Raw genomic sequence first — 24,179 nt, forward strand, 5'->3', positions numbered from 1 at the left:
ATGGATTTAGAAACCTTACTCAGCTTTGATTGGAGTGTCATGGCACCAGAATTCATCATCCTTGGTGTAGCAACCCTTCTCTCACTACTGGACTTATTTTTACCAAAAAAAATAGACAGGAGACTGCTTGGATGGCTAGGATTCGCCAGCATCCTGGCAGCCCTCGGATTCTTGGTGGGCATGTACGACAAGGGCCCGACAGAAGTCACCACGATTTTATACGAAACATACCGACTCGACAGCTTCGCGATGGCCTTCAAAACGTTGATTTTAGTAGGAGCCGCCTTCGTCACGCTTATGGCAATCAGCTACGAGCCAAAAGAAGGTATGGGGGAGTACAGAGGAGAGTTCTTCTACCTCTTGCTGCTAGGCGTCCTCGGGGCCATGATTATGTCCTCAAGCGGCGACCTCATAACATTGTTTGTCGGACTTGAACTATTATCCCTGGCTTCTTACATCTTGGCAGGCCTTCGCAAAAAGAACCTGCAATCCAACGAAGCGGCCATGAAATACGTAATCAACGGCGGAATCGCTACCGCCATTACACTGTTCGGAATGAGCTATGTGTACGGACTTACAGGCACAACCAACCTGCAGGAAATGTGGATATCACTATCGCAAATCAACGCTATTGACATGCAATACTTACTGGTCATTGCCTTCATGATGATGTTCGTCGGCTTGTCCTTCAAACTAGCAACCGCCCCATTCCACATGTGGGCACCGGACGTCTACCAAGGTGCGCCGACACCAGTAACGGCCTTCCTTGCAGTCGTGTCCAAAACAGCAGGCTTCATCATCGTCCTGCGCCTATTCGTGACACTGTTCTTCCCAACGCGCTCAGCAGAAGGCTCGTCCATGCTGTTCTCCATGGGGGAATTCATCGCGGTACTAGCCGTGGCATCCATGATCATCGGTAACTTCGTTGCTTTGCGTCAGCGCAACGTCAAGCGGATGTTCGCCTACTCTGGAGTCGCGCACGCCGGTTACTTGCTGGTGCCACTGGCCACCGTTAACTTCATCTTCATTTTTGAAGCAATGTGGTTCTACCTGGTTGCCTACTTGTTCATGAACATCGGGGCACTTGCGGTACTGCAAGTCGTCACCGCACAGGATGACTCAGAGGATTTAAGCCGATTCGCCGGACTGTACCAGCGCTCACCTTTGCTTGCGGTGTTAATGTCAGTGTTCCTGCTTTCGTTGGCAGGCATTCCGGGAACAGCCGGATTCATCGGAAAATTATCAATCTTCGTCGGTGCCATTTCCGAACCAACTAACGCCTATGTCCTGGCATCCGTCTTGATCCTAACCACCGTTGTTTCATACTTTTACTATTTCGGTATCATGACACAAATGTTCTTCCGCCCAGCCGCAAGCCAGGAAAAAATCCTCGTTCCCGTTGGAATCAGGATTACGGTTTTAGTTTGCGCGGTTGCTACATTGGCCCTAGGAATCTTCCCGGGCCTTGCCATAGACATGTTCGGAAGCAATTTTGATATTTTATTAGATATCTTCGAAACAGACAACTAACCGATTGTCACCGTTAAGAGGTATATGATTTAATAAGAAAGAAGGAGTTCCTATGCTCCTTCTTTTTTGCGGATTACTATAGGAAGAAACTAATGAAGTAAGGTATCTTGAGCTGGTGATTGGAGCTCAAGCACAATCCCGCGGAAATCAACAGCGGCGTATACCCTAAGCTTTAATTTGAAATAAAGAGGAGGCTGCTTTCACAATGATCGATTTCGGAGTACAAGCACTCGTCAGCATCATCTCCCACCTACTATTCATCAGCATCACCTGGTGGGCACTACAAGCCATCCAATACGAAAAATGGATGAAACCAAACAAAGTCGTCCAAATCAAACTGCTACTAATCCTCATCACCATCGCCATCGGATCCACAGTCAGCAACTTTTTCCTAGACTACCTGTTCCTATCTCAAAGACTGCCGATGATTTGGTGAAAATAAGTATAATTAAGCAAACGAACCAGGGGAGAGTCCTCTGGTTTTTTTGCTGCCGTCTACATAAGAACAAAAATTCCTGCCGGGGTCTGACCCCAAAAATAAAATATATATATAAACCACAAAAATTTTGACGAACATTTCTATGTATCTCTTACTTGCACATTGGCCACACTGACTAGTAACAAACAAAGGGGCGTGGGGATATGTTTAAGATGGAGAATGCGGGTAAGGGCTTGATTACTAATACTAAATATACAGAAAAAAAGTGGAAACTTTATATTAATAGATTGCTAGGACTATTTTTTATTTTCGTAATATGTTTTACTGGGGTAATTCTTGGGAATGAAAGAAGCAGAGCTCAATTACCAAACGATATCAGTACTGAGATACTTGAAATCGCAGAAGTTTTTCAGAAGGAGAAAATAAATGTTCAAGAATGGAAACTTTATGGGCGGAAGAACGTCTATAAAATTAGGGATTTAGTCACTTTTCAAAAAGAGGTAAATCGTTTAAAACAGAGTATGGGCCATCTTAGTTGGAACGTGATGGAAGAAGAGGATCAATGGAAGGCAGTTGGAACTTATTATAATGACTTACTAAAGCAAGAAGAGACTCTTCAGCTCATCACTAACCACACAAACTCATCCCAAACATCGTATTTATTATATGAGGTAACTGGATATGGTTGGGAAAAGCCTGTAGCAACAGAAATAATAAACAACTTCCATTCTAATCTTACCAAAATTTCTCATGAAGACTTTGAAATATTTAGTTGTATGACTGGCGATTTCAGTGCTAAAATTGAAGATGGTTTGCAAAATACGACAAATATTTTGCTAGACGCATTTTCAGCACAAATAGTTGAAGAGATTCAGGAAGATACCTTTGTATCCGTTTCAGCATATACTGATGCATGGAATAATGTTCTTCCGACAAATCAGGGTAAGATGAACTTACAAATTGGGTTACGAACACAAGGAATGGGCGATAAGACTACCGTGATTGTAGGCACGCCAATTATTACTGTTGAATATTAATATATAGAATAAAAGACGCGGAGGGGAACGTTTTGGAAAAAATCATCGTCCGCGGCGGACAAAGGTTAACAGGTACTGTTAAAGTAGAGGGAGCAAAAAATGCAGTACTACCTGTCATCGCCGCAACTTTATTAGCTAGCAAAGGCAAATGCGAAATCTTAGATGTACCTGAGCTCTCCGACGTTTATACGATTAACGAGGTTTTGCGATATTTGAATGCCGATGTTGATTTTGAAAATAATCGTATAATTGTCGACGCAACAAGAGAGCTTCATACGGAAGCACCGTTTGAATATGTAAGAAAAATGCGCGCATCTGTCCTAGTAATGGGATCATTGCTTGCACGTAACGGAAAAGCACAAATTGCTCTACCTGGAGGCTGTGCAATTGGATCAAGACCAATCGATCAGCATTTAAAAGGATTCGAAGCGATGGGTGCGAAAGTAAAAGTTGGAAATGGTTATATCGATGCCGAAGTAGACGGAAGATTACAAGGCGCGAAAATATATCTTGATTTCCCAAGTGTGGGAGCAACAGAAAACATCATGATGGCTGCAACACTTGCTGAAGGTACAACAATCATGGAAAACGTTGCAAAAGAACCGGAAATCGTGGACTTGGCGAACTTCTTGAACTCCATGGGAGCGAAAGTTCGTGGAGCAGGTACAGGTACCATCAGAATCGAAGGGGTTTCCGAATTACACGGATGCCAACACAACATCATCCCTGACCGCATTGAAGCAGGTACATTCATGGTAGCAGCTGCAATCACAGGCGGAGACGTTATTGTGGAAGGCGCAGTGCCGGAACATTCCAGCTCTTTAATCGCCAAAATGGAAGAAATGGGCGTTAAGTTTGAAGAAGTAGAAAACGGATTACGCGTTATCGGTCCAGAAAAGCTTAAGTCAATTGACATCAAAACGATGCCTCACCCAGGATTCCCAACAGATATGCAATCCCAAATGATGTCTTTATTATTGGCAGCTGAAGGCACGAGCATGATTACGGAAACAGTATTTGAAAACCGCTTCATGCACGTTGAAGAGTTCCGTCGTATGAACGGCGACATCAAGATCGAAGGACGTTCCGTTGTCATCAATGGACCATCGAAATTACAAGGCGCAGAAGTGGCGGCAACAGATCTTCGTGCAGCAGCAGCATTAACCCTAGCAGGATTAATCGCAGACGGATACACTCGTGTAACCGAGCTAAAACACCTAGACCGTGGATACGTAAACTTCCACAACAAACTAGCAGCACTAGGCGCAGACATCGAACGCGTAAGCTCCATGGAACAAGAACAAACAGTAATCCTAGAGCAAATCAAAGAAGCCTAAACACAACAAAACAGCCAATCATTTATTTATATTCTACATTGAGGGTCAGACTCCTTTAGGGGTCTGACCCTTTTTTTAACTTTTTTTGTGAGCCTTCGACATGAGGGCGGAAATTCCTGCTGGGGTCTGACCCCAGCACAGCATTTTTTTCACTACTTATTAATATTCCACCTTTTTTTCTGTGAGACCATTTTTTTGTGGGGATATGGAATTGTTTTCTGATAGTTGTGGGTTATGTGTATATAATATAGAAGTTTATAGGAGTTTTTTAGGGTTTGAGGCTGCTGCAGGATCTCTAGAAACCTGCCCATATTTTAGTCATAATTGCTTGTCCACTTCCATAAGAATGAAGAGTAAAGGTATCCAACCATCAGCAAACAACTACTACTTTATTGTTATCGGAGGCTCGGCGCTATGAGAAACTTGAAACCAATCATCGTACTCACATCTATTCTATTTGTCATGGTATTAATGGTACCAACGTTATTAGTCATGCCGTTTGTCGATAAGGAAAGCGGCCAGTTAGCAGAAGAACTCCAACCGAATCAGCAAATCCAAAACCAAGTGGATTCCATTGACTCTCCGATTGATGTAGCCGTCTATCGACACAAACAGGAGATGATTGAAAAGATACCGCTAGAGGATTATATTGTTGGCGTTGTCGCTTCGGAAATGCCGGCTGACTTTGAGCTAGAGGCGCTAAAAGCACAGGCTTTGGCAGCGCGGACGTATATTTTAAGGCAGCTAATGGCGGAAGAAAAACTAGGCACACCAGAAGGCGCCGATGTGACAGACACCGAACAGCATCAGGTTTATAAAAGTCCAGAAGAACTTAAAACAATCTGGGCGGAGGAAGACTTTAATTGGAAGATGGAAAAAATAAAACAGGCGGTCGCGGAAACAGCCGGATCCGTCCTTACCTATAATAATGCACCAATTGATGCAAGCTATTTCTCCACAAGCAATGGCTTCACAGAAAACTCAGAAGAATACTGGCCAAACGAAATCCCATATCTACGAAGTGTAGAAAGCCCGTGGGATATAGATTCTGAAAAATACTTAAGTCAAGTATCATTGCCGGTACAAGAGTTTCAATCCAAACTTGGTGTAAGCCTGGGAAGTGACGGTGCGGTAGGGAAAATCATCGCCCGTACAACTGGGAATCGAGTGGAGACGGTAGATATTAATGGGAAGACGCTGAGTGGAAGGGAAGTGCGTGACATCCTTAAGCTGCGATCTAGCGACTTTACATGGGAACGTAAAGGAGACAACATCGTCATCACCACCAAAGGCTTTGGTCACGGAGTCGGGATGAGCCAATACGGCGCCAACGGCATGGCCCTAGAAGGCAAAAACTACACCCAAATCATCTCCCACTACTACAAAGACGTCCAAATCGCCAGCGCAGAACAATACTTAAATAAAGTGACAGCGAAGAGATAGAGAAGGGGAAAACTTTTTTAAAAAAATTACCCTTTGGGGGTCAGACCCCCGAAGGGTTTTCCATCTCCACGTCGAATAAAGGTTCACCCGTCAGACCCCGGTTCCTGCCGGGGTCTGACCCCTTTTCAAACTTTTTTTCAAAAACCATGCATAATTCCCCCTCTATTGAAGGAAAATAAGCATTTCAAAATTTTTTTTAGCCTGGATGTATATTATTCTGTGAATCTGTTCAGAATGATTGCTGAGGTGATGATACAATGAGAGAGGAAGAAAAGAAACGGACTTCTCAAAATTCAAATTGGCAACGCTTAATGAAAAAGCGTTGGGTGTTCCCAGCAATCTATCTTGGGTGCGCAGCAATCATTTTGACAGCGGTTTTAGTATCCCAATCAGGTAATGAATCAGAAGGTAATCCAGGAAACACAGAAGGGCAAGGACCTACCACTTCTTATGGTGATCAAGATTCCATGGAAGTAAACAGCCCGGTAGAAAACTTTGTAATGCCGGTAACAGATGTTAACTCTTCTGTCATCCAAAGACCATTCTGGGATGCAAATGCATCTAAAGAAGAACAAGAAGCAGCTTTCATTGAGTACAATGGCATTTACCAACCAAACACAGGTATCGACATTGCAATGAAAGACGGCGAAACATTCGAAGTAGTCGCTTCTTTAAGTGGAACTGTAACGCATGTTGAAAATGATCCATTACTAGGAAACGTCGTAGAAATTGAGCATTTGGATGGTGTGAAAACAATCTATCAATCACTGACTGACGTAAAAGTCAAAGTCAACGATTTCGTAGAGCAAGGTGAAACAATCGCCAAAGCACACACAAACCAACTGAACAAAGACGCAGTACATGTTCATTTTGAAATCCGCAAGGACAATGTAGCAGTGAATCCGAGCAGCTTTTTTAACAAACCAGTCACTTCGCTTCTAGAGGAAGAAGGACAAGCTTCTGAAGAAGGAAGCGAGCCAGCTGGTGAACAAGAAGAAACTCCTGCAGAAGGCGAAGACAAGCCTGAAGATGGAGAAGACAAAGACGGCGACGAAGGATCTTCTGACGAAGAAGAATCCGTTAGCTATCTAACATAATCTAAAGTCTTGTTAATAAAATAAATGCTAGAACGATAAACTCTATTGAGCCAAAGAGCAGCTTACAAACGGGAAAAACAACTCCGGAAAGCTGCTCTTTTTCTATGCAAAATTTTTATCTACTTCCATACAAAACCAGGAATAAAACCAAGCCACCCTGGGTATACTAACAATACCGATACACAAACAACACAACAGCGCAAAACAAGAGAATGTCAAAACCGCCAAACGCAGGTACCGTTTGGCGGTATTTTTTTGTTTCAAAAGAATTTTTTTCAAAAGGGGTCAGACCCCTAAAGGTGTTTTCCACTTCATGTCGAATACTATATAAGTTGGCCCACTCCAACGATTCCTCCACAACAAGACCTCCGCACTTTCCGCTTAGCCGCACGCCAACAACGAATCCAAATCTCACACTCGAAAGGAGCACCACTCAAATGCCCAGAAACCCAAGAATCTGGTTCCCCGGAGCCATGTATCACATCACCACCAGAGGAAACCGCCGCAGCATCATCTTCTTCGAACCAAATGACTACCACACCTACAAGCGCATCCTCCTCGAAATCAAACACAAATACCCATTCAAACTACACGCCTACTGCCTCATGACCAACCACACCCACCTGCTCATCGAAACCGAAACCATCAACATCAGCCTGATCATGCAAAAAATCAACACCAAATACGCCCAGTACATCAACCGTAAATACCGACTTACCGGCCACCTCTTAGAAGGAAGATTCAAATCCAGCATCATCCACGACATCGACTACCAAATCGACGTCAGCAAATACATCCACCTCAACCCGGTCGCAGCTCAGATAGTTCACAACCCCGAAGACTATCCATTCAGCAGCTATAAGCAATACCTCTACAACAACCAACATGACCCACTCGTCACCACAAAAGACATCCTGAAATACTTTTCTACCACCCACTACGAAGACTCCTACCCACACTACGTCAACACCCCAAACACCAGAATCCACTTCACCCCAAACAACAAAGCAAAATTTCTTATTTTGAAAAAATAAAGAAAATTACGTATAATAGAAAATAATTCGCATAACGAAATAATAGGGGGATCAACACATGACACTCAAACTCGACTATCTCAACAACCCATATCCATCACAACGCAACACCGTCTTTGCTCAAAACGGCATGGTTGCCACATCCCAGCCACTAGCTGCACAAGCAGGCCTTGATATCCTGAAAAAAGGAGGAAACGCCATTGATGCCGCCATCGCAACAGCAGCCTGCCTTACCGTCGTGGAACCAACCTCCAACGGAATCGGCGGCGATGCATTCGCCCTCGTCTGGACAAAAGGGGAACTTCACGGTCTCAATGCAAGCGGACCAGCACCTCAATCCATCTCCATCGAAGCGGTAAAAGCAAGAGGTCACGACACGATACCGAAAATGGGCCTAATCCCAGTCACCGTTCCTGGCGCACCATCGGCCTGGGCAGAGCTTTCAAAGAAGTTTGGCAAACTATCACTCTCAGAAGTGCTGCAACCTGCCATTGACTACGCAGAAAAAGGTTACCCAGTCTCCCCAACACTCGGAAAGTACTGGAAGGGCGCCTACAATGCCTATAAAAAATTCTGCACAACCGAAGAATTTACTCACTGGTTCGAGACCTTCGCACCAGACGGACGTGCGCCGGAAATCGGCGAAACATGGTCCTCCAAAGGCCATGCCGACACCTTAAGACAAATCGGTGAAACAAACGGGGAAGCATTCTACCGCGGCGAACTAGCCCACAAAATCGCTGACTTCTCCAAACAGCACAATGGCTTCCTTACATACGATGACCTAGCAGCCTACCAACCGGAATGGGTGCAGCCAATCAAGGTCAACTATAGAGGTTACGACGTCTGGGAGATCCCGCCGAACGGCCAAGGAATCGTCGCACTCATGGCACTTAACATGCTAAAAGAGGACACCTTCACCGAACGCGACAGTCTTGAAACCTATCACAAACAAATCGAGGCAATGAAACTCGCATTTGCTGACGCCAAAAAATACGTGTCAGATACAACGACCATGACCCACACCGCAGAAGAATTGCTGTCCGATTCCTTTGCAAAAGAAAGAAGGGGCCTCATCACCGACACGGCCCTCACGCCAGAACCGGGAACGCCGCCAAAAGGGGGAACTGTCTACTTGGCAACCGCCGATGGGGAAGGGAATATGGTATCCTTTATCCAGAGTAACTACATGGGCTTCGGATCAGGCGTCGTCGTACCAGGAACCGGGATCGGACTGCAAAACAGAGGACATGACTTCTCCCTTGATCCAGAACACGAAAACGCTCTGGCACCAGGGAAGAAGACATACCACACCATCATCCCGGGCTTCCTGACAAAAGACAACGAAGCAGTCGGACCATTCGGCGTCATGGGTGGCTATATGCAGCCACAGGGCCACATGCAGGTCGTCATGAACACTGTGGACTTCCACCTCAATCCGCAGGCAGCCCTGGACGCACCAAGGTGGCAATGGATGGAAGGCAAAACGGTACATGTCGAGCACCACTTCCCGCAACACCTGGCTCAAGCACTCCAACGCAAAGGGCATAACATCCAAATCACACTCGACGGAGGCAGCTTCGGCCGCGGCCAAATCATCTGGCGCGACCCAAAAACCGGCACCCTCACCGGAGGCACCGAACCAAGAACCGACGGATGCATTGCGTCGTGGTAATGAGGTAAAGACGTAAACGATTAAAGAGGGGTCTGACCCGCTCTCCGTTAAAGCGCTAAAGAACTAAAGAGGGGTCTGACCCTCACTCCACTAAAGCACCAAAGCAAAGTAGAGTCAGTCAGCCCCCTCCTCACAAAGGAGGAAACCATACACCATGAAGCAATGGGACTTATTTATCGCATTCTTCCGTGTTGGAATGCTCGGCTACGGCGGAGGTCCGTCCAGCATTCCGCTTGTACATAAAGAGGTAGTAGGCAAGTACAAATGGCTCTCAGACGACGATTTCTCTGACATCCTGGCACTCGCCAACACCCTGCCCGGACCAATCAACACCAAGATGGCCGGTTACATCGGTTATCGCGTCGGTGGCTACACAGGCATGATGAACGCTATCCTAGCCTCCACCATCCCGACCATCATACTCATGATCGTCCTGCTCACCACCCTTACAAGTTTCAAAGACCAAGCGTGGGTGCAAGGCATGACCAAAGCAGTACTGCCTGTTGTCGGCGTCTTACTTGCCGTCCTTACATGGGACTTTCTATCAAAATCACAAAAAGGACTAGGGTGGCCAATAGCCATCTTCCTAATCCTAGCTAGTTTTCTATTCATCGAGATTCTAGGCATCCATCCAGGAATCGTCATTGCACTATTACTTGCAGCTGCCGTCCTGAAAAAAGACAAACCAAAACCGGAAAAAGGAGGGACCCAACCATGATGATCTATTGGGAGATCTTCCTCGCCTTTTTCATACCGGGCATCCTGGGGTACGGCGGAGGCCCCGCATCCATTCCGCTAGTGGAAAACGAGGTCGTCCACCGCTACGGTTGGCTGTCCGTCTCCGAATTCAGTGAAGTACTCGCACTCGGAAACGCATTGCCCGGACCAATTGCAACCAAAATGGCCGGTTATATCGGCTACGAACAAGCAGGAATTCTAGGCGCAGCCGTCGGCGTATTTGCCACCGTCGCACCATCACTCATCCTGATGATTGCACTCATGAGCCTGCTCTACAAATTCAAAGACTCACCAAAAGTAAAACGAATGTCCAACTACGTGCGACCAACCATCGCACTCCTTCTTGGTGTCATGGCCTTTCGATTCTTCGCTGAATCCTACCAAGCAAGCGGCACCATCCAAACAGTGTTTCTAATTATCGCAAGCTACCTACTTCTTGAAAAATGGAAAGTGCACCCCGCATACGTCATTGGGGGAGCATTAATTTACGGAGCAATATTACTTTGAATAAGCAGGTGGGACGGTTCACTAGCTCCTTCGAACATCGATCGAGACACCAAAAGCAAAACCGTCCTTTCGCTTACAAAATATAAGGAGGTCTTCCATCATGACCAAAACCCTACTTCTAACAGGTTTTGAACCGTTTTTGAATTTTAAGATCAATCCAACAGAGGAGATTGTGAGAGAATTGGACCAACAGATGATTGGTCAATACCAAGTCATAAGCCGGGTGCTGCCTGTTGATTTCACCGAATCGGAAAAGTTGTTATTGGAGTATATGGAGGAGCTACAACCAGATGCCGTGGTTTCCCTTGGGCTTGCTGCGGGTCGGGCGCACATAACACCTGAGCGAATTGCAATCAATTGTAAGGATGCTGGTGGTGCACCTGATAATAATGGAGTAGTGCTTCAGGATGCCCCAATCAACCCAGATGGCCCCGACGGCTACTTTTCCACCTTGCCGATCCGCGCAATGGTTAACCACTTAAATGAAAATAATTTTCCTGCAAAAATATCCAATACAGCAGGGACCTACCTATGTAATAATGTCATGTACGCGGCCTTGCACAAGCTAGCGCAACAGGGGGCAGACCCAGCGACTAACCATATTAATACAGATGAACCGAACACAGCCCAGATCCCGGCAGGCTTCATCCACATTCCAGCCTCACACCAGCTCGCGACCCAGCTCAACAACACACCAAGCTGGTCCCAGACTGACCTGACTGCAGCCATCAAACTGACAATTGAAACGATGTAAGGGAAGGCACCAATCAGCGCAAAAAAACCTGTATTCCTTGTGGGATACAGGTCATTGCACATTCCTCTTTCAATCTTTTACAAATATCAACTTATACAGTTGAATCAGCACAAGCGGCATTAGTGCAAGAGCATAGACATAGCCGAACTGGGCAGAAGTTAGTGTGGCAACTTCAAAAATCCCCTTTAAAGGATCAACCAGCAGAACAAGCTGCAAGAGCGCGATGCCTAAGACGACTGCCCCTATCAAGTAGAGGTTGGAAAACAAACCCACTTTGAATATCGACTGTCTGGAGCGTGCGTTGAAGCCATGAAACAGTCGGGCAAGACATAGTGTGGAAAAAGCCATGGTACTGGCTGTCAAAGGGTCGTCCATGGTTAGTCCGATATGAAATGCAATCAGGGTAGCCACAGCAATTAAGAATCCTTCGCTTAGGAGCCGGGCTGCAAACACTTTATTGAGAAGCGGAGTTTCCACATCCCTCGGTTTTTCATCCATCACTTTTTTATTATGAGGTTCAAGTCCAATTGCAATCGCCGGCATGCTATCTGTCAGCAAATTGATGAACAGCAGATGCACTGGCGCAAATGGAACAGGTAATCCGCCTATAGCAGCATAAAGAACAGATAGAATTCCTGCGGTGTTACCGGCAAGCAGGAACCGGATGGAATTTTTGATGTTGGCATAGATGCTTCTTCCATTGGCAATCGCCTTAACGATGGTGGAAAAGTTATCATCTGTCAAGACCATAGACGAGGCATCCTTGGCCACTTCTGTTCCTGTGATTCCCATGGCGATTCCAATGTTCGCCTGTTTCAATGCAGGACCATCGTTAACACCGTCGCCGGTCATTGCAACGATATTCCCTTTTTCCTGCCAGGCTCGGACAATCCGTATCTTATGCTCTGGAGATACTCGTGCATAGACGGAGATGTCCTCCACCATGCCTTTTAAGTCCTCGTCATTTATCTTTTCGAGTTCAAATCCTTCCATTGCTTTATCGCCATCTCTGAAAATCCCGATCTCCTTTGCAATCGCAGAAGCAGTTATTTTATGATCTCCTGTAATCATCACCGGTTTGATGCCTGCTGAAATGCATTGTTCGACCGCTTCCTTAGACTCCGCACGGGGAGGATCCATCATGGCAGTCAGTCCGACAAATATTAAGTCATGTTCATCCTTTGTCGAGATATCCTCATAATTGTCCACCTCTTTATAAGCAAAGGCTAGCACACGCAGTCCGCTTTCTGAAAAGGAATGATTCACTTCGTTGATTTTCTTCCTGTCTTCTTCTGAAAAATTGGATATACCATCTGAAGTTTCTACTTTAACCACCCTATCCATCAAAACATCGACGGCACCCTTAGTAATCAGTACCTGTTTGGAATCTAGGGTATGGACAGTACTCATCAGCTTTCTGTCAGAGTCAAAAGGGACTTCCTTCAGTCTAGGGTAAAATTTTCTTGTTTCCATTTCGTCCAATTCATAAATTTCTTCCCCGAAATCCACCAAGGCAATCTCGGTGGGATCTCCAATCTCCTTATCCTTGGTGGTCTCTGCATCGTTACACAAAAGCTGCATAAGAAGGAATTTTTCGTGCAGCTTCTTGTCCAGCCTCAATTTGTCATGCTCGTGGACCTCTGAATCCAGAAACACTTTCTGCACGGTCATTTTATTTTGTGTCAGAGTACCGGTCTTATCTGAACAAATGACAGAGATGCTTCCTAGACTTTCTACTGCGTGAAGCTTTCGGATAATGGCATTTTCCTTTGCCATCTTTTGTGTGCCAAACGCAAGAACGATGGTCACGATGGAGCTTAATGCTTCTGGTATGGCCGCGACTGCCAGGGCAACGGCAAACATGAAGGAGTCAATCAATGTACGTCCCCGAATGATATCAATCGCAAAAATAAGAACAGCAATGATGATAATAGCAATGGCGAGCTTTTTACCAAAATTATCAAGATTCATCTGAAGTGGCGTTTTCTTCTCTTTCGCACTTTCCATCAAGTTGGCGATTTTACCGATTTCCGTTTTCTCTCCGATTTCTGTAACCACAATTACAGCTCTTCCATATGTGACAAAGCTCCCGGAGAATACCATATTCGTCTTGTCGCCAATGGAAACATCGTCCTCATCAATCGGATCAAGGGTTTTATGTACACTGATGGATTCGCCGGTCAAGGAGCTTTCATTGACTTGAAGGCTGTGGGTTTCAATAATTCTGCCATCCGCACTTATGTAATCCCCTGCATCAAGGTAGAGTATATCTCCAACCACGACTTCCTTGGAAGGTATTTCAATTTTATCTCCATTTCTTAAAACTTTAGCAGTGGGAGAGGACAGGTTTTTCAGACTCTTTAGCGATTGCTCTGCTTTAACATGCTGAACAGTTCCAAGAATGGCATTGATGATAACCACGACCACAATTACGATGGTGCTTTCAAATTTTCCTAAAAAGGCAGATAGTAAAGCTGCTACTATAAGAATAATGACAAGAAAATCCTTGAACTGTTCCATAAAGACTTGAAAGGTGCTTTTTCGCTGATCTTCTCCGAGTTCATTAAAGCCATACTGTTCCTGTCTTTTTTTCACTTGCGAATCAGTAAGGCCATCCTTTGAAACCTCGATAGTCTTCAGCACTTCTTCAAAGGGTAACTTATAGAATTTATCCATATATAGCTCCTTTCTTAACAGATTTATTCTGTCTATACCCGAACTTTAATCACTACATACTATTCCTAAAAAAATAACTGTTATACACATATGAAAATGGTGTTAACTTGAAGTCACAGCACGTAATAAAGCTCTGCATCAAAACGCTCGACTAACCAAAAGAGGTGGCCCCATAACCAAACGGGACCACCTTTTTTAAACCCAAAAAAGTACAACACCCTCACATGCTAAAAATCGTCCACCCCGAATACCATATTAGAGTGTCAAAAACAAACACCCGTGGAGGACCCATCATGACAAAAACAACGATGAAAAAATTCCTGTGCTCCCTGGCAATCCTGTCCCTTTTAACACTATCAGCCTGCAGCGCCGACCCCGTCCAAGAAGACCTCATGACCTATGTAAACGAAGACTTGATGAGCATCTTTGAACTAGAAGCAGAAGCCGTTGATTCCTACTCCAGCGTTTCAGGCAACAACTACACAGACGACTGGACCATGTATGAAACGATGGACACCGTCACCATTCCCGCCTACACCGAATTTATTGAAAAACTAGAGAACATCCGACCAAAAACAAAAGAAGTACGCGAAGTTCACGAAATTTACATCGACGCCAGCAACACCCAATTCCGTGCCATGAAAATGATTCTAATCGCACTTGAACTTCAAAGCTACGACAAAATCCTAGAAGCCAACGAACTCCTCGACGAGGGCCGCGCTAAACTCCGCCAATTTCAAGACGAACTAGAAGAACTAATGGAAGCCCACGAGGTTGAATGGGAAGAAGAAGTTTTATAACACACAAAGCCACCACATCAACATGATCTGGACTGGAGCGCCCGATACGCCAAAAGCGCTCCAGATCATATCGCCTGCCGATACATTCAATTCCCCATGTAGAAAAAAACTTTTCTTCCCAATCAAACGACTCCCATATTGATAAAAATTCTACTTAACTAAATCAAAAGACTAAGATAATTTACATATTTAACTAATTAACCATTTCTTTAAAACTAATAAACGTATTGTACTAATACACACCAAAAAACAATCCTCGAAATTTGTAGATTTCTATTCCTAAACAAACAGTTGACTAGAAACCACCCATATACCATAATCTAATTATTAGAATTATTATAAAATTCTGTCTTAATACAGAATAAACCGTGCAGCAAAAGGGAGGGATATTCGACACAAAAAACTAAAGCGCTTACAAAAAGGAGACAAACACGACATGCTATTATTCTACTTATTCTTAATCATCACCGTCACAAGCATCTTCCTAGCAATCAAAAAACAAAAACCGATCCTACTATCAGTCCCAATAGCAACCCTAATCACCTACGCCGTCGTGGAAATCGCCCTAGTACCAACACCCTTCCTCGACACCATCAAATTCATCTTCAGCCTAAGATAACGATATTAACGAATGTAAAAAAATTTAACCCAAAAGGGGTCAGACCCCGGCAGGAATTTCGTCAACCACGTCGAACCCCACTCCAAAACTTTAAGGAGGCTAACCTTTGAAAAAAATCGAGAAGTCTGTTGCTGATGCTTATTTTCGCGAGAAGAACAAGTTCATCTTAATCTATTTAGCTATCTGGCTTGGCGTTTCATTTGGCATAGTGCTGTTTGCCGAATCCCTGCAATTCACCATTTTCGGAGGCTTCCCATTCCATTACTTCATGGGCGCTCAAGGATCGATAATTGTCTTTATCATTCTATTATTCGTTAACGCCAAAGTCAGCGACAGAATTGACGCAAAATACGGCATCGACGAAAAGGCCAACGAAGTCCTAAGCGCAGGAAGAACACTAGATCACTAATCCGACAAAAAAGACCACACCACACCTCATTCACCTCACCTAGAATCTCACATGAAACATTTTTACACCCAGAATTCTCACATCCAAGAATCTCACAAAAATACACACTCAAGCACTCATATAAAGATATCTCACTTAACCCAAAGGGGGCCCAACGTTTGGACAATCAGTTTATCGTCTCACTCACCCTAATCCTGATCACATTCGGACTCTATATCGGAATTGCCATCTACAATAAAGCACGCCAAACCTCCGACTTCTACGTGGCAGGCCGCGGCGTTCCACCGATTTTTAATGGAATGGCCATCGGCGCGGACTGGATGAGTGCAGCCTCATTCATTGGACTTGCTGGAACGATCATGCTACTCGGCTACGACGGACTTGCATACATAATGGGTTGGACAGGCGGTTACCTGCTTCTTACCTTCCTTCTTGCACCACAACTGAGAAAATACGGCCGCTATACCGTGCCAGAATTCATCGGTGACCGTTTTAACAGCCATACCGCTCGTGTCATCGCGGCAATCTGTACCATCATTATCAGTTTCACCTACTCTATCGGTCAACTTTCTGGTTCTGGTGTAGTAATCGGCCGCTTGCTAGAAGTAGACGCAAGAATCGGCACCTTAATTGGGGTAGTCCTAATTGCATTCTACGCCGCATTCGGTGGAATGAAGGGAATTACCTGGACACAGGTGGCACAGTATATCATCCTAATTATCGCTTACCTGGTCCCTGTAATTTTCATGTCCCTGCAACTGACAAACAACCCATTACCATGGCTGACCTACGGAAACCTTGTTAGCGAATTAGGAGAACTCGACCGTGAACTCGGGTTATCCGAATACTTTGCACCGTTCACAAACGGCACCAAATGGCAGTTCCTAGCACTCATGTTTACACTGATGGCGGGAACAGCAGGTCTGCCACACGTTATCGTACGTTTCTACACCGTTTCCACTATGAAAGCAGCTCGCTGGTCAGGCGCATGGGCCCTACTTTTCATCGGTCTTCTTTATCTGTCCGCACCGGCATATGCGGCATTTTCTCGCTTCATCTTGATGAAACAAGTAGCAGGCAGCCCAATTGACCAGCTTCCGGCATGGACACAATCCTGGGTCAACACAGGAAAACTTCAGCTCGCTGACACAAATGGAGATGGTGTCCTGCAATGGACCGAGCTGATCATTGCAAATGACATCGTCGTAATGGCCACACCGGAAATCGCCAACCTTGGAGTTTTCGTCATCGGACTCGTAGCGGCAGGCGCTATGGCAGCAGCACTATCCACAGCAGGAGGACTAATGATTGCTATCTCATCCTCATTCGCACATGATATCTATTACCGTGTCATGAGACCGAATGCAACCGAAAAGAACCGTCTTATGGTGGGTCGTGTCACCATCGTCACCGCAACCGTCCTAGCGGGTCTTGTAGCGCTTAACCCACCAGGGGCCATCACCCAGATCGTCGCATGGGCATTCGCGCTCGCATCCGGAACCTTCTTCCCAGCACTCCTCCTTGGAGTATGGTGGAAACGTGCCAACGCAAAAGGAGTCATCGCCGGTATGCTTGTAGGACTTGCCGTCACGTTATCTTATATTTTCGCGGCAAAATACGGCGGCTTTACCGTCCTTGGCATTATCGACACAGGAGCAGGTGTCTTTGGAGCGACGGCAGCCATCATCACCATCATTGTCGTATCGCTTAGAACAAAAGCGCCATCACAAAAAATTCAAGACGAAGTAGTCGACCTTCGCTATCCAGAACAAATGTCATACAAAGATGGAAACGTCTGGATCGACAACTAAATCGTAAAGAAGGGGGGAGTAGCGTACAACTACGCTACTCCTCTTTTTGCAATTAGACTTTCGTATCGCTACCCGATACATAGCGGTATAAAAAGCCATATATATCCAAAGCGCCTAAACTTAAGGAGGCACCAACAAAATATGTTTTCATTCGCAAAAAAGCATTATTTCCCGAGCAATTTAGCAGAAAACATTCCATTTTCCACACCTGTCGACAAACTGGAAATCGTCATCTTCGCTAAAGATACCACAGGTTTCAACTTGGCTAGTTATGACAGCCGTGAAAATAAAGAACCTTCAAATTATCGATGACAGCGTCTTCTAAACATACATCAACCCGAATCGACAAATTTCTCGGGAAATTACCGAGCGCAACTGTTGTCACTTATTACAAATCCACCTACATCTATCTTCTAACGCTAACAATTAATAGAGAAGGGTAACTCGAAACAGCTACGCGTATATAACATAAAAAAACCCGTCCTCAACGACGGGTCCCACACTCTTAAATATCAAACTCCAACCGATCTCTAACTCCTGGCCAAGCGGAGTCAGCCAGCCACACAATCACTTTATGATGACCAGGCTGAAGGTCCTTTAACGGAATGTCAAAACTCAATTCTTGTCCTGGCTCAACGATGATTTCTTCATAAATCATCGTAAACATTTTCCCTTCAGAAAACTGTTCCACCCGTACTCCATCCCGATACAAGATATAATCATATCGCTGCCCGCTACGGAAGGTTACCATCTCGGAAACGTCACCATTATTTTCTACGACAAAATGCAACATTACTGAATCGGGACCACTTTCTGAATACGTCAAATTTGCTTCCAAACCCATGCTACAACACTCCCATCGCAATCTCATCCTCTACTAAACTATTCGACAAAACTAGGACTATACCTTTAATGATTGGAGAATAGGAAAAAAGGGTTGAAAAGTAGCAATATAGTAAAACTGATGCAGCTTTTGTAAGCTGTATTTTTTTTGACTACATCAGCTTTAACTCCCGTAAGTGGAAGCGTAATAATGTTTTTTCTTCTGGTAAGAAATCGAAATACAACTCATATTCATCGTCAATCGTGTAGTAATAGAAATATAGACCCTCCATTTCGTTTAGTCCTTCTTGTTCCGGCTCACCCATCAACTTTTTAACATCCTCTGGTGTCAGGGGTTCAGGGCGAATGACTGTCAGCAATCCGACGGTATTTTCGCCTCCAGCTGTGCCGTAGCCGGTATTGGAATAAATATGATAAAAGGCTTCATTTCGCTGAATCTCGCCATCTGGTTCACCCAGCTCATTGATGATCGTCCTAATTGGTGTTCCGATACCATAACCATCTGGAGTAAACTTGCCTTCTTTTATGCTTGCTAAGAAATGCTCATCTATAACAAAGGTTTCCGCAGGGGTAAAAGAATGGTTGAAATCGACCGTAAGCACAGGATCAGCACATTCCTCCGACTCTTTCACTTTTATACCTTCTGCACCCATTTGAAAAGTGAGCACACAGCCATTTTCTTTTTTTTCAGAAACGGCAACGGGTCCATCCTTTTTCGCGTATCCACCTAAACTCTTAAAGGAAACGATAAGTTCGGAAGAATCTTCAGATTTTGGAGTAAGCTCATCATTGGATACTTCTATAATAAAAGAAAAGCCTTCCTCCGTTTCTTCATATGTAGTTAATTGGCCAACGATGGCTGGTGGGGAAGAAGTAAACCAATCACCATGCCAATTATCGGTCAAGGGAATATCCTCCTGTAAAGTAGTTTCCTTTCCCGCTACTGGAACCACCTCACTAGAAGCCCCCTGACAACCCGCGAGAAACAACATTGAACAACACAACGGAACGAATAATCTATATATAACAAGGACCCCCTAAATATTGGTTTTCGACCCAATTATAGCACTTGGAGACGTCAAATGGATCCATTTTCAAAAAAATCAAACAAAAGCCTTGTCCCTCAAGACATTTCTGGCATAAACAACCAACCAAGCTAATAAACTGATACAAACCAAACATACAAAGAGAGTGTTTGAGGTGAGGGATCGTAGATTGTCTCGAAGAATTACACCAGCCATCCTACTTTTGTTTCCTATACAACTATAAATATATGCACTTCGTTACATCGGTATAAGCGAGTCTCATTTCACACTTCTCAACATCCACAATTTAGGGAGGGCGAGTGGTGTGCACGATTACATCAAAGAGAGAACTATCAAGATTGGAAAGTATATCGTGGAGACAAAGAAAACAGTTCGCGTGATAGCGAAAGAGTTTGGCGTTTCCAAAAGTACTGTCCACAAGGACTTGACCGAAAGGCTGCCAGAGATCAACCCAGACTTAGCAAACGAAGTCAAAACAATCCTTGATTACCATAAATCCATCAGGCATTTACGGGGCGGCGAAGCAACCAAGATGAAGTACAAGAAAGAGGAAGAAGCCGTAAAATAAAGCAGAAATACCAGGGCGAAGGAGAAGCTCTGGTATTTTTGGTTTTCCCTGCCTAGGGGTTAAAAAGGAATTTGGCACAAATTCGATGCATTTCCGCACGAACTCATCACATTTTCGCACGAACTTTTAGAGTGTCGTAATTCGGAAAGCCTCAAGCAATCCCCTTTCGACAAAATACTCAAAAAAATGACACCAATCCACTGTTAAATATCACCTTTATTTAGTAAAATGTGATAGAATATACAATTAGGACTAAAGATAGTGTTCATTAGCAATTAAACAATCAAAGAACATTCAGATAAAAAGTCGCGAGTATAAAAGCATATGTGCAAGGAGGAAAAAAGTAAGATGTTTGCAAGGGATATTGGAATTGACCTGGGTACGGCGAACGTACTCATCCACGTAAAAGGAAAAGGCATCGTCCTAAACGAGCCATCCGTAGTAGCACTGGACACGAACACTGGAAAAGTATTGGCGGTAGGGGAAGAAGCTCGCAAAATGGTCGGGCGTACTCCAGGAAACATCGTAGCGATGCGACCGCTAAAAGACGGAGTGATCGCAGACTTCGAAGTTACAGAAGCAATGCTTAAACACTTCATCAAAAAATTGAACGTAAAAGGCTTCCTATCCAAGCCCCGCATCCTTATTTGCTGCCCAACTAACATCACGTCCGTTGAGCAAAAAGCCATCAGAGAAGCGGCAGAAAAGAGCGGCGGAAAAAAAGTCTACCTTGAAGAAGAACCAAAAGTAGCAGCAATCGGAGCGGGCATGGATATCTTCCAACCAAGCGGAAACATGGTTGTCGACATCGGTGGCGGAACAACAGATGTTGCTGTCCTTTCCATGGGCGACATCGTAACAGCTTCTTCTATTAAAATGGCCGGCGACAAATTCGACGCGGAAATCCTTCAATACATCAAAAAGAAGTACAAGCTTCTTATCGGTGAGCGCACAGCCGAAAATATCAAAATCGAAATCGCAACTGTATTCCCTGGCGGACGTGAAGAGTCCATCGACATCCGCGGACGCGACATGGTAAGCGGACTTCCGCAAACCATTACCGTCAAATCCGCTGAGATCGAAGAAGCACTACGCGAATCCGTTCAAGTAATTGTCCAGGCGGCAAAAAGCGTCCTAGAACGCACACCGCCAGAACTATCCGCAGACATCATCGACCGCGGCGTCATCCTAACAGGCGGAGGAGCACTCCTGCACGGAATGGACCAACTCCTAGCAGATGAACTAAAAGTCCCAGTCCTAGTAGCAGAACAACCAATGGACTGCGTAGCAATCGGAACAGGCATCATGCTCGACCACATCGACCGCCTACCATCCAAAAGCTTCGCCTAAAAACAACAAAAACAAAGGAGCACCCACTCAGGGCAGCTCCTTTTCTCTTTCTAAAACTAAAATCAAAAGCAAAACTAAAGGGGGGGTCTGTGGGGTCTGTCCCCCCAAAAAAGAAACCACAAAATAATTAAATCCCCCTCGCGGGGGACTGACCCCGCTCTTGAGCTCTTCCATATATTCAATACAACACCAAACAACACCCCAGTTTACACCCAACAAAATCTCCGCTATCATAAAATTAATAAAACAACCCAAAAATGTTGTTCCCAGAAGTCCTATAAAAAGGAGCACCACCATGCCATCCATCAACCAAACCAAACCACTAACACCAACCAAAAAACGATTCCGCACCGAAATAGAAGGGCTTCGCGCCGTTGCGGCCCTCCTAGTCGCAATCTACCATATATGGCTAGGCAACGTCTCAGGAGGAGTAGACGTCTTCTTCGTTGTCTCTGGATTCCTAATCACAACGTCCCTAATAGGCAGAGTCCAAAGAGAAGGAAAAATCGACATCAACGACTTTCTCCTAGGCCTAGCAAAACGCCTGTTCCCAGCAGCTTTCTTTGTCCTGCTTGTCGTAACACTAGCAAGCATACTCTGGCTCCCGCAAGTCCAGTGGGCACAAACACTCCAAGAAATATTTGCGTCCGCTTTCTATTACCAAAACTGGCAACTTGCCTTTAACGCAGTCGACTATCTCGCACAAAACAACGAAGCAAGCCCAGTCCAACACTTCTGGGCGATGTCCATCCAAGGACAATTCTACCTACTATGGCCGACCGTAGTTTTCGGACTTGCCCTACTAATGAAGAAAATAACCAAAATAAACTTCAAAGCAACTCTAACTACAGCACTACTAACTGTTTTCACAGCATCACTAACCTATTCCATCTACCTCACATCCACCAACCAAGCATTTGCCTATTTCCACACCTTCACACGAGTATGGGAGTTCGCACTTGGTGGAATAGTCGCCGTAATTGGTTCGCAGATTGTCTTACGTAAATCCATCAGCTTTATTCTCGGTTGGATTGGATTAATTGCCATTGTCTTATGTGGCATTATCCTTCAAGTATCCACCGTATTCCCGGGATACGCCGCACTTTGGCCGACCCTTGCCGCCATCTTCATCATCTTGGCCGGCAACAATGGAGGAAGTTTTGGCGTTCACAGATTTCTAAGTCTGAAACCACTAACAAGCCTTGGCAATCTTTCTTACGCCCTCTATCTCTGGCACTGGCCAATCTTGGTCTTTTATTTCATCTTAACAGGCAAAGAGACAGTTCCATTACTAGAAGGACTGGCAATCATATTTACATCCATAATATTGTCATACGTTACAACCAAACTAATTGAAAAACCAATTCGATCAATGAAAAAAGAAACACCTAAATGGAAGCGCGGATCAGTAGTCATTGCCTGTATGCTGCCAGTTGTGTTTACCACATCAATTTGGGCCAACCAAATTCATAACGCAGAAGCGGAACTAGCTAACCTAATTCAGAACGAGGAATACCCTGGAGCACTTGCAGTCTTCTCCAATAACGTAGTGGAAGATGTCCCTGTACTGCCAACACCACTACAGGCACAGAACGATCTTCCGAAAGTATATAAAGACCAGTGTCATCAAAATTTAGAGGACTCAGAAGTAATCGCCTGCGAATATGGCGCAACCAATAACCCAATTTATACAGTCGCTCTTGTTGGCGGATCGCACTCCGCTCAATGGCTACCTGCACTAGAAGTATTTGCTCAAGAGGAAAAAATAAAGGTCATAAACTATACAAAAAGTTCTTGCCGTTTCACAGCAGAAGAAGTGAACCCTGCCACATCAGAATCCTGTTACAAATGGAACAAGGAATTAATACAAACACTCCTATCAACCAAACCAGATATTGTCTTCACCATTGCAGATGTTGGTCGTAAAGCAGAGGTCCCCCAGGGATTCGTCCAACAGTGGGAAACGCTAAACAAAGCAGACATCCCCATCTTTGCGCTAAGAGACAACGCCTGGTTCGAATTCGATGTTCCGTCTTGTGTGGAAGAAAAGGGAATCAATTCACTAGAATGTGCACAAGAAAGGGAAAATGCATTGCCATCTGAGAGTCCGTTCAGTAAATTGGAGCACGTTCCAGCAAATGTGAACTATGTGGACCTTACCAACTATCTGTGTGATGAGGACTATTGCAAACCTGTAAAAGGGAATGTCCTTGTCTACCGTGACAAACACCACATTACAGCGACATATGTGAAAACGATAGCTCCTATCCTGAAAAAAGAACTCATAACTGTGCTCAACAAGTAAATCAGAAGTCTAATCTTTAAATTCTTGAATTCCACCCTCTCATGTTACAAATCCTCCACGAAGGGTATAGAAAGATTACATCACAAAACCGTGGAGGTGCATCATCTTATGTACCAAAGAATCATGAGACAGTGGCATTCTTACAGAGCAAGTTACCATGA

23 protein-coding genes are annotated in these 24,179 nt (G+C 44.7%); 19 read left to right on the top strand and 4 right to left on the bottom strand.

All coding sequences use genetic code 11. The features are described from left to right. The 11 genes from nuoN (at position 1) to HF078_RS12360 (ending at position 11,591) form a co-directional block, all read left to right on the top strand. On the top strand, positions 1 to 1,530 hold the full coding sequence (gene nuoN / locus HF078_RS12310; RefSeq protein ID WP_169291414.1) for an NADH-quinone oxidoreductase subunit NuoN: 1,530 nt from the start codon (positions 1 to 3) through the stop codon (positions 1,528 to 1,530). Between the two features lie 205 nt (positions 1,531 to 1,735). Then, complete coding sequence (locus HF078_RS12315; protein WP_169291415.1) at positions 1,736 to 1,966, top strand: DUF1146 family protein; 231 nt, start codon at positions 1,736 to 1,738, stop codon at positions 1,964 to 1,966. 206 nt (positions 1,967 to 2,172) lie between these two features. Continuing rightward, complete coding sequence (locus tag HF078_RS12320; protein ID WP_169291416.1) at positions 2,173 to 3,006, top strand: YwmB family TATA-box binding protein; 834 nt, start codon at positions 2,173 to 2,175, stop codon at positions 3,004 to 3,006. Between the two features lie 32 nt (positions 3,007 to 3,038). Next, the gene (murA, locus tag HF078_RS12325) at positions 3,039 to 4,343 is read left to right on the top strand and encodes a UDP-N-acetylglucosamine 1-carboxyvinyltransferase (protein ID WP_060664595.1); all 1,305 of its coding nucleotides are present in this window, start codon (positions 3,039 to 3,041) and stop codon (positions 4,341 to 4,343) included. A 414-nt stretch (positions 4,344 to 4,757) separates the two neighbouring features. Next, positions 4,758 to 5,786 carry a stage II sporulation protein D gene (gene spoIID / locus HF078_RS12330; protein ID WP_169291417.1) on the top strand — a complete coding sequence of 343 codons (1,029 nt, stop codon included), beginning with the start codon at positions 4,758 to 4,760 and terminating at the stop codon, positions 5,784 to 5,786. Positions 5,787 to 6,043: 257 nt separating this feature from the next. Next, positions 6,044 to 6,883 carry a stage II sporulation protein SpoIIQ gene (spoIIQ, locus tag HF078_RS12335; protein ID WP_169291418.1) on the top strand — a complete coding sequence of 280 codons (840 nt, stop codon included), beginning with the start codon at positions 6,044 to 6,046 and terminating at the stop codon, positions 6,881 to 6,883. Positions 6,884 to 7,320: 437 nt separating this feature from the next. Further along, positions 7,321 to 7,917, top strand: coding sequence for a transposase (locus HF078_RS12340; RefSeq protein WP_169291419.1), 597 nt, complete (start codon positions 7,321 to 7,323; stop codon positions 7,915 to 7,917). 58 nt (positions 7,918 to 7,975) lie between these two features. Beyond that, on the top strand, positions 7,976 to 9,592 hold the full coding sequence (locus tag HF078_RS12345) for a gamma-glutamyltransferase family protein (protein ID WP_169291420.1): 1,617 nt from the start codon (positions 7,976 to 7,978) through the stop codon (positions 9,590 to 9,592). A 154-nt stretch (positions 9,593 to 9,746) separates the two neighbouring features. Next, positions 9,747 to 10,310, top strand: a complete 564-nt coding sequence (locus HF078_RS12350; RefSeq protein WP_169291421.1) for a chromate transporter — start codon at positions 9,747 to 9,749, stop codon at positions 10,308 to 10,310. Then, the gene (locus HF078_RS12355) at positions 10,310 to 10,837 is read left to right on the top strand and encodes a chromate transporter (protein ID WP_169291483.1); all 528 of its coding nucleotides are present in this window, start codon (positions 10,310 to 10,312) and stop codon (positions 10,835 to 10,837) included. The genes HF078_RS12350 and HF078_RS12355 overlap by 1 nt, the downstream gene beginning before the upstream one ends. Before the next feature lie 100 nt (positions 10,838 to 10,937). Beyond that, positions 10,938 to 11,591, top strand: coding sequence for a pyroglutamyl-peptidase I (locus HF078_RS12360; RefSeq protein WP_169291422.1), 654 nt, complete (start codon positions 10,938 to 10,940; stop codon positions 11,589 to 11,591). 69 nt (positions 11,592 to 11,660) lie between these two features. Here the strand turns inward: HF078_RS12360 and HF078_RS12365 are convergent, their stop codons facing one another. Continuing rightward, entirely contained in the window at positions 11,661 to 14,267 is a 2,607-nt protein-coding gene (locus HF078_RS12365) for a calcium-translocating P-type ATPase, PMCA-type (protein ID WP_169291423.1), read from the bottom strand. A 293-nt stretch (positions 14,268 to 14,560) separates the two neighbouring features. On the opposite strand from HF078_RS12365, the gene HF078_RS12370 reads away from it, so the two are divergent. The 5 genes from HF078_RS12370 (at position 14,561) to HF078_RS12390 (ending at position 18,218) form a co-directional block, all read left to right on the top strand. Then, entirely contained in the window at positions 14,561 to 15,067 is a 507-nt protein-coding gene (locus tag HF078_RS12370; protein WP_169291424.1) for a hypothetical protein, read from the top strand. Between the two features lie 436 nt (positions 15,068 to 15,503). After that, entirely contained in the window at positions 15,504 to 15,686 is a 183-nt protein-coding gene (locus HF078_RS12375) for a hypothetical protein (protein WP_169291425.1), read from the top strand. A gap of 106 nt (positions 15,687 to 15,792) precedes the next feature. Beyond that, positions 15,793 to 16,095, top strand: a complete 303-nt coding sequence (locus HF078_RS12380) for a DUF4212 domain-containing protein (protein WP_169291426.1) — start codon at positions 15,793 to 15,795, stop codon at positions 16,093 to 16,095. Positions 16,096 to 16,253: 158 nt separating this feature from the next. Continuing rightward, positions 16,254 to 17,906, top strand: coding sequence for a sodium:solute symporter family protein (locus tag HF078_RS12385; protein ID WP_169291427.1), 1,653 nt, complete (start codon positions 16,254 to 16,256; stop codon positions 17,904 to 17,906). Positions 17,907 to 18,047: 141 nt separating this feature from the next. Continuing rightward, on the top strand, positions 18,048 to 18,218 hold the full coding sequence (locus HF078_RS12390) for a hypothetical protein (protein ID WP_169291428.1): 171 nt from the start codon (positions 18,048 to 18,050) through the stop codon (positions 18,216 to 18,218). Between the two features lie 193 nt (positions 18,219 to 18,411). On the opposite strand, the gene HF078_RS12395 is transcribed toward HF078_RS12390, so the two are convergent. Both HF078_RS12395 and HF078_RS12400 read right to left on the bottom strand, forming a co-directional pair. Further along, complete coding sequence (locus HF078_RS12395) at positions 18,412 to 18,750, bottom strand: BsuPI-related putative proteinase inhibitor (RefSeq protein ID WP_169291429.1); 339 nt, start codon at positions 18,748 to 18,750, stop codon at positions 18,412 to 18,414. A 151-nt stretch (positions 18,751 to 18,901) separates the two neighbouring features. Continuing rightward, positions 18,902 to 19,654, bottom strand: a complete 753-nt coding sequence (locus HF078_RS12400) for a DUF4309 domain-containing protein (RefSeq protein ID WP_169291430.1) — start codon at positions 19,652 to 19,654, stop codon at positions 18,902 to 18,904. 445 nt (positions 19,655 to 20,099) lie between these two features. Here HF078_RS12400 and spoIIID point away from each other — a divergent pair, with 445 nt between their 5' ends. Further along, the gene (gene spoIIID / locus HF078_RS12405) at positions 20,100 to 20,363 is read left to right on the top strand and encodes a sporulation transcriptional regulator SpoIIID (protein ID WP_010200304.1); all 264 of its coding nucleotides are present in this window, start codon (positions 20,100 to 20,102) and stop codon (positions 20,361 to 20,363) included. A 348-nt stretch (positions 20,364 to 20,711) separates the two neighbouring features. Then, positions 20,712 to 21,713: a rod shape-determining protein gene (mreB, locus tag HF078_RS12410; RefSeq protein WP_169291431.1), complete on the top strand. Its 1,002-nt coding sequence runs from the start codon at positions 20,712 to 20,714 to the stop codon at positions 21,711 to 21,713. Between the two features lie 27 nt (positions 21,714 to 21,740). On the opposite strand, the gene HF078_RS12415 is transcribed toward mreB, so the two are convergent. After that, complete coding sequence (locus HF078_RS12415; RefSeq protein WP_169291432.1) at positions 21,741 to 22,022, bottom strand: hypothetical protein; 282 nt, start codon at positions 22,020 to 22,022, stop codon at positions 21,741 to 21,743. Between HF078_RS12415 and HF078_RS12420 the strand changes: the two genes are divergently transcribed. Then, positions 22,009 to 24,018, top strand: a complete 2,010-nt coding sequence (locus tag HF078_RS12420; RefSeq protein WP_169291433.1) for an acyltransferase family protein — start codon at positions 22,009 to 22,011, stop codon at positions 24,016 to 24,018. The two genes, HF078_RS12415 and HF078_RS12420, sit on opposite strands and share 14 nt — an antisense overlap. The last annotated feature ends 161 nt before the right edge of the window (positions 24,019 to 24,179 follow it).

Source organism: Bacillus sp. RO2, assembly GCF_012911845.1.
Classification (GTDB): Bacteria; Bacillota; Bacilli; order Bacillales; family Bacillaceae_I; genus Sutcliffiella_A.

Coding starts and splice junctions, on each gene's coding strand:
- HF078_RS12345 (WP_169291420.1), top strand. CDS start 7,976: ATGACACTCAAACTCGACTATCTCAACAACCCATATCCATCACAACGC.
- HF078_RS12365 (WP_169291423.1), bottom strand. CDS start 14,267: ATGGATAAATTCTATAAGTTACCCTTTGAAGAAGTGCTGAAGACTATC.
- HF078_RS12350 (WP_169291421.1), top strand. CDS start 9,747: ATGAAGCAATGGGACTTATTTATCGCATTCTTCCGTGTTGGAATGCTC.
- spoIIQ (WP_169291418.1), top strand. CDS start 6,044: ATGAGAGAGGAAGAAAAGAAACGGACTTCTCAAAATTCAAATTGGCAA.
- HF078_RS12395 (WP_169291429.1), bottom strand. CDS start 18,750: ATGGGTTTGGAAGCAAATTTGACGTATTCAGAAAGTGGTCCCGATTCA.
- HF078_RS12355 (WP_169291483.1), top strand. CDS start 10,310: ATGATCTATTGGGAGATCTTCCTCGCCTTTTTCATACCGGGCATCCTG.
- nuoN (WP_169291414.1), top strand. CDS start 1: ATGGATTTAGAAACCTTACTCAGCTTTGATTGGAGTGTCATGGCACCA.
- HF078_RS12320 (WP_169291416.1), top strand. CDS start 2,173: ATGTTTAAGATGGAGAATGCGGGTAAGGGCTTGATTACTAATACTAAA.
- HF078_RS12390 (WP_169291428.1), top strand. CDS start 18,048: ATGTTTTCATTCGCAAAAAAGCATTATTTCCCGAGCAATTTAGCAGAA.
- HF078_RS12340 (WP_169291419.1), top strand. CDS start 7,321: ATGCCCAGAAACCCAAGAATCTGGTTCCCCGGAGCCATGTATCACATC.
- HF078_RS12375 (WP_169291425.1), top strand. CDS start 15,504: ATGCTATTATTCTACTTATTCTTAATCATCACCGTCACAAGCATCTTC.
- HF078_RS12420 (WP_169291433.1), top strand. CDS start 22,009: ATGCCATCCATCAACCAAACCAAACCACTAACACCAACCAAAAAACGA.
- HF078_RS12360 (WP_169291422.1), top strand. CDS start 10,938: ATGACCAAAACCCTACTTCTAACAGGTTTTGAACCGTTTTTGAATTTT.
- spoIID (WP_169291417.1), top strand. CDS start 4,758: ATGAGAAACTTGAAACCAATCATCGTACTCACATCTATTCTATTTGTC.
- HF078_RS12315 (WP_169291415.1), top strand. CDS start 1,736: ATGATCGATTTCGGAGTACAAGCACTCGTCAGCATCATCTCCCACCTA.
- HF078_RS12370 (WP_169291424.1), top strand. CDS start 14,561: ATGACAAAAACAACGATGAAAAAATTCCTGTGCTCCCTGGCAATCCTG.
- mreB (WP_169291431.1), top strand. CDS start 20,712: ATGTTTGCAAGGGATATTGGAATTGACCTGGGTACGGCGAACGTACTC.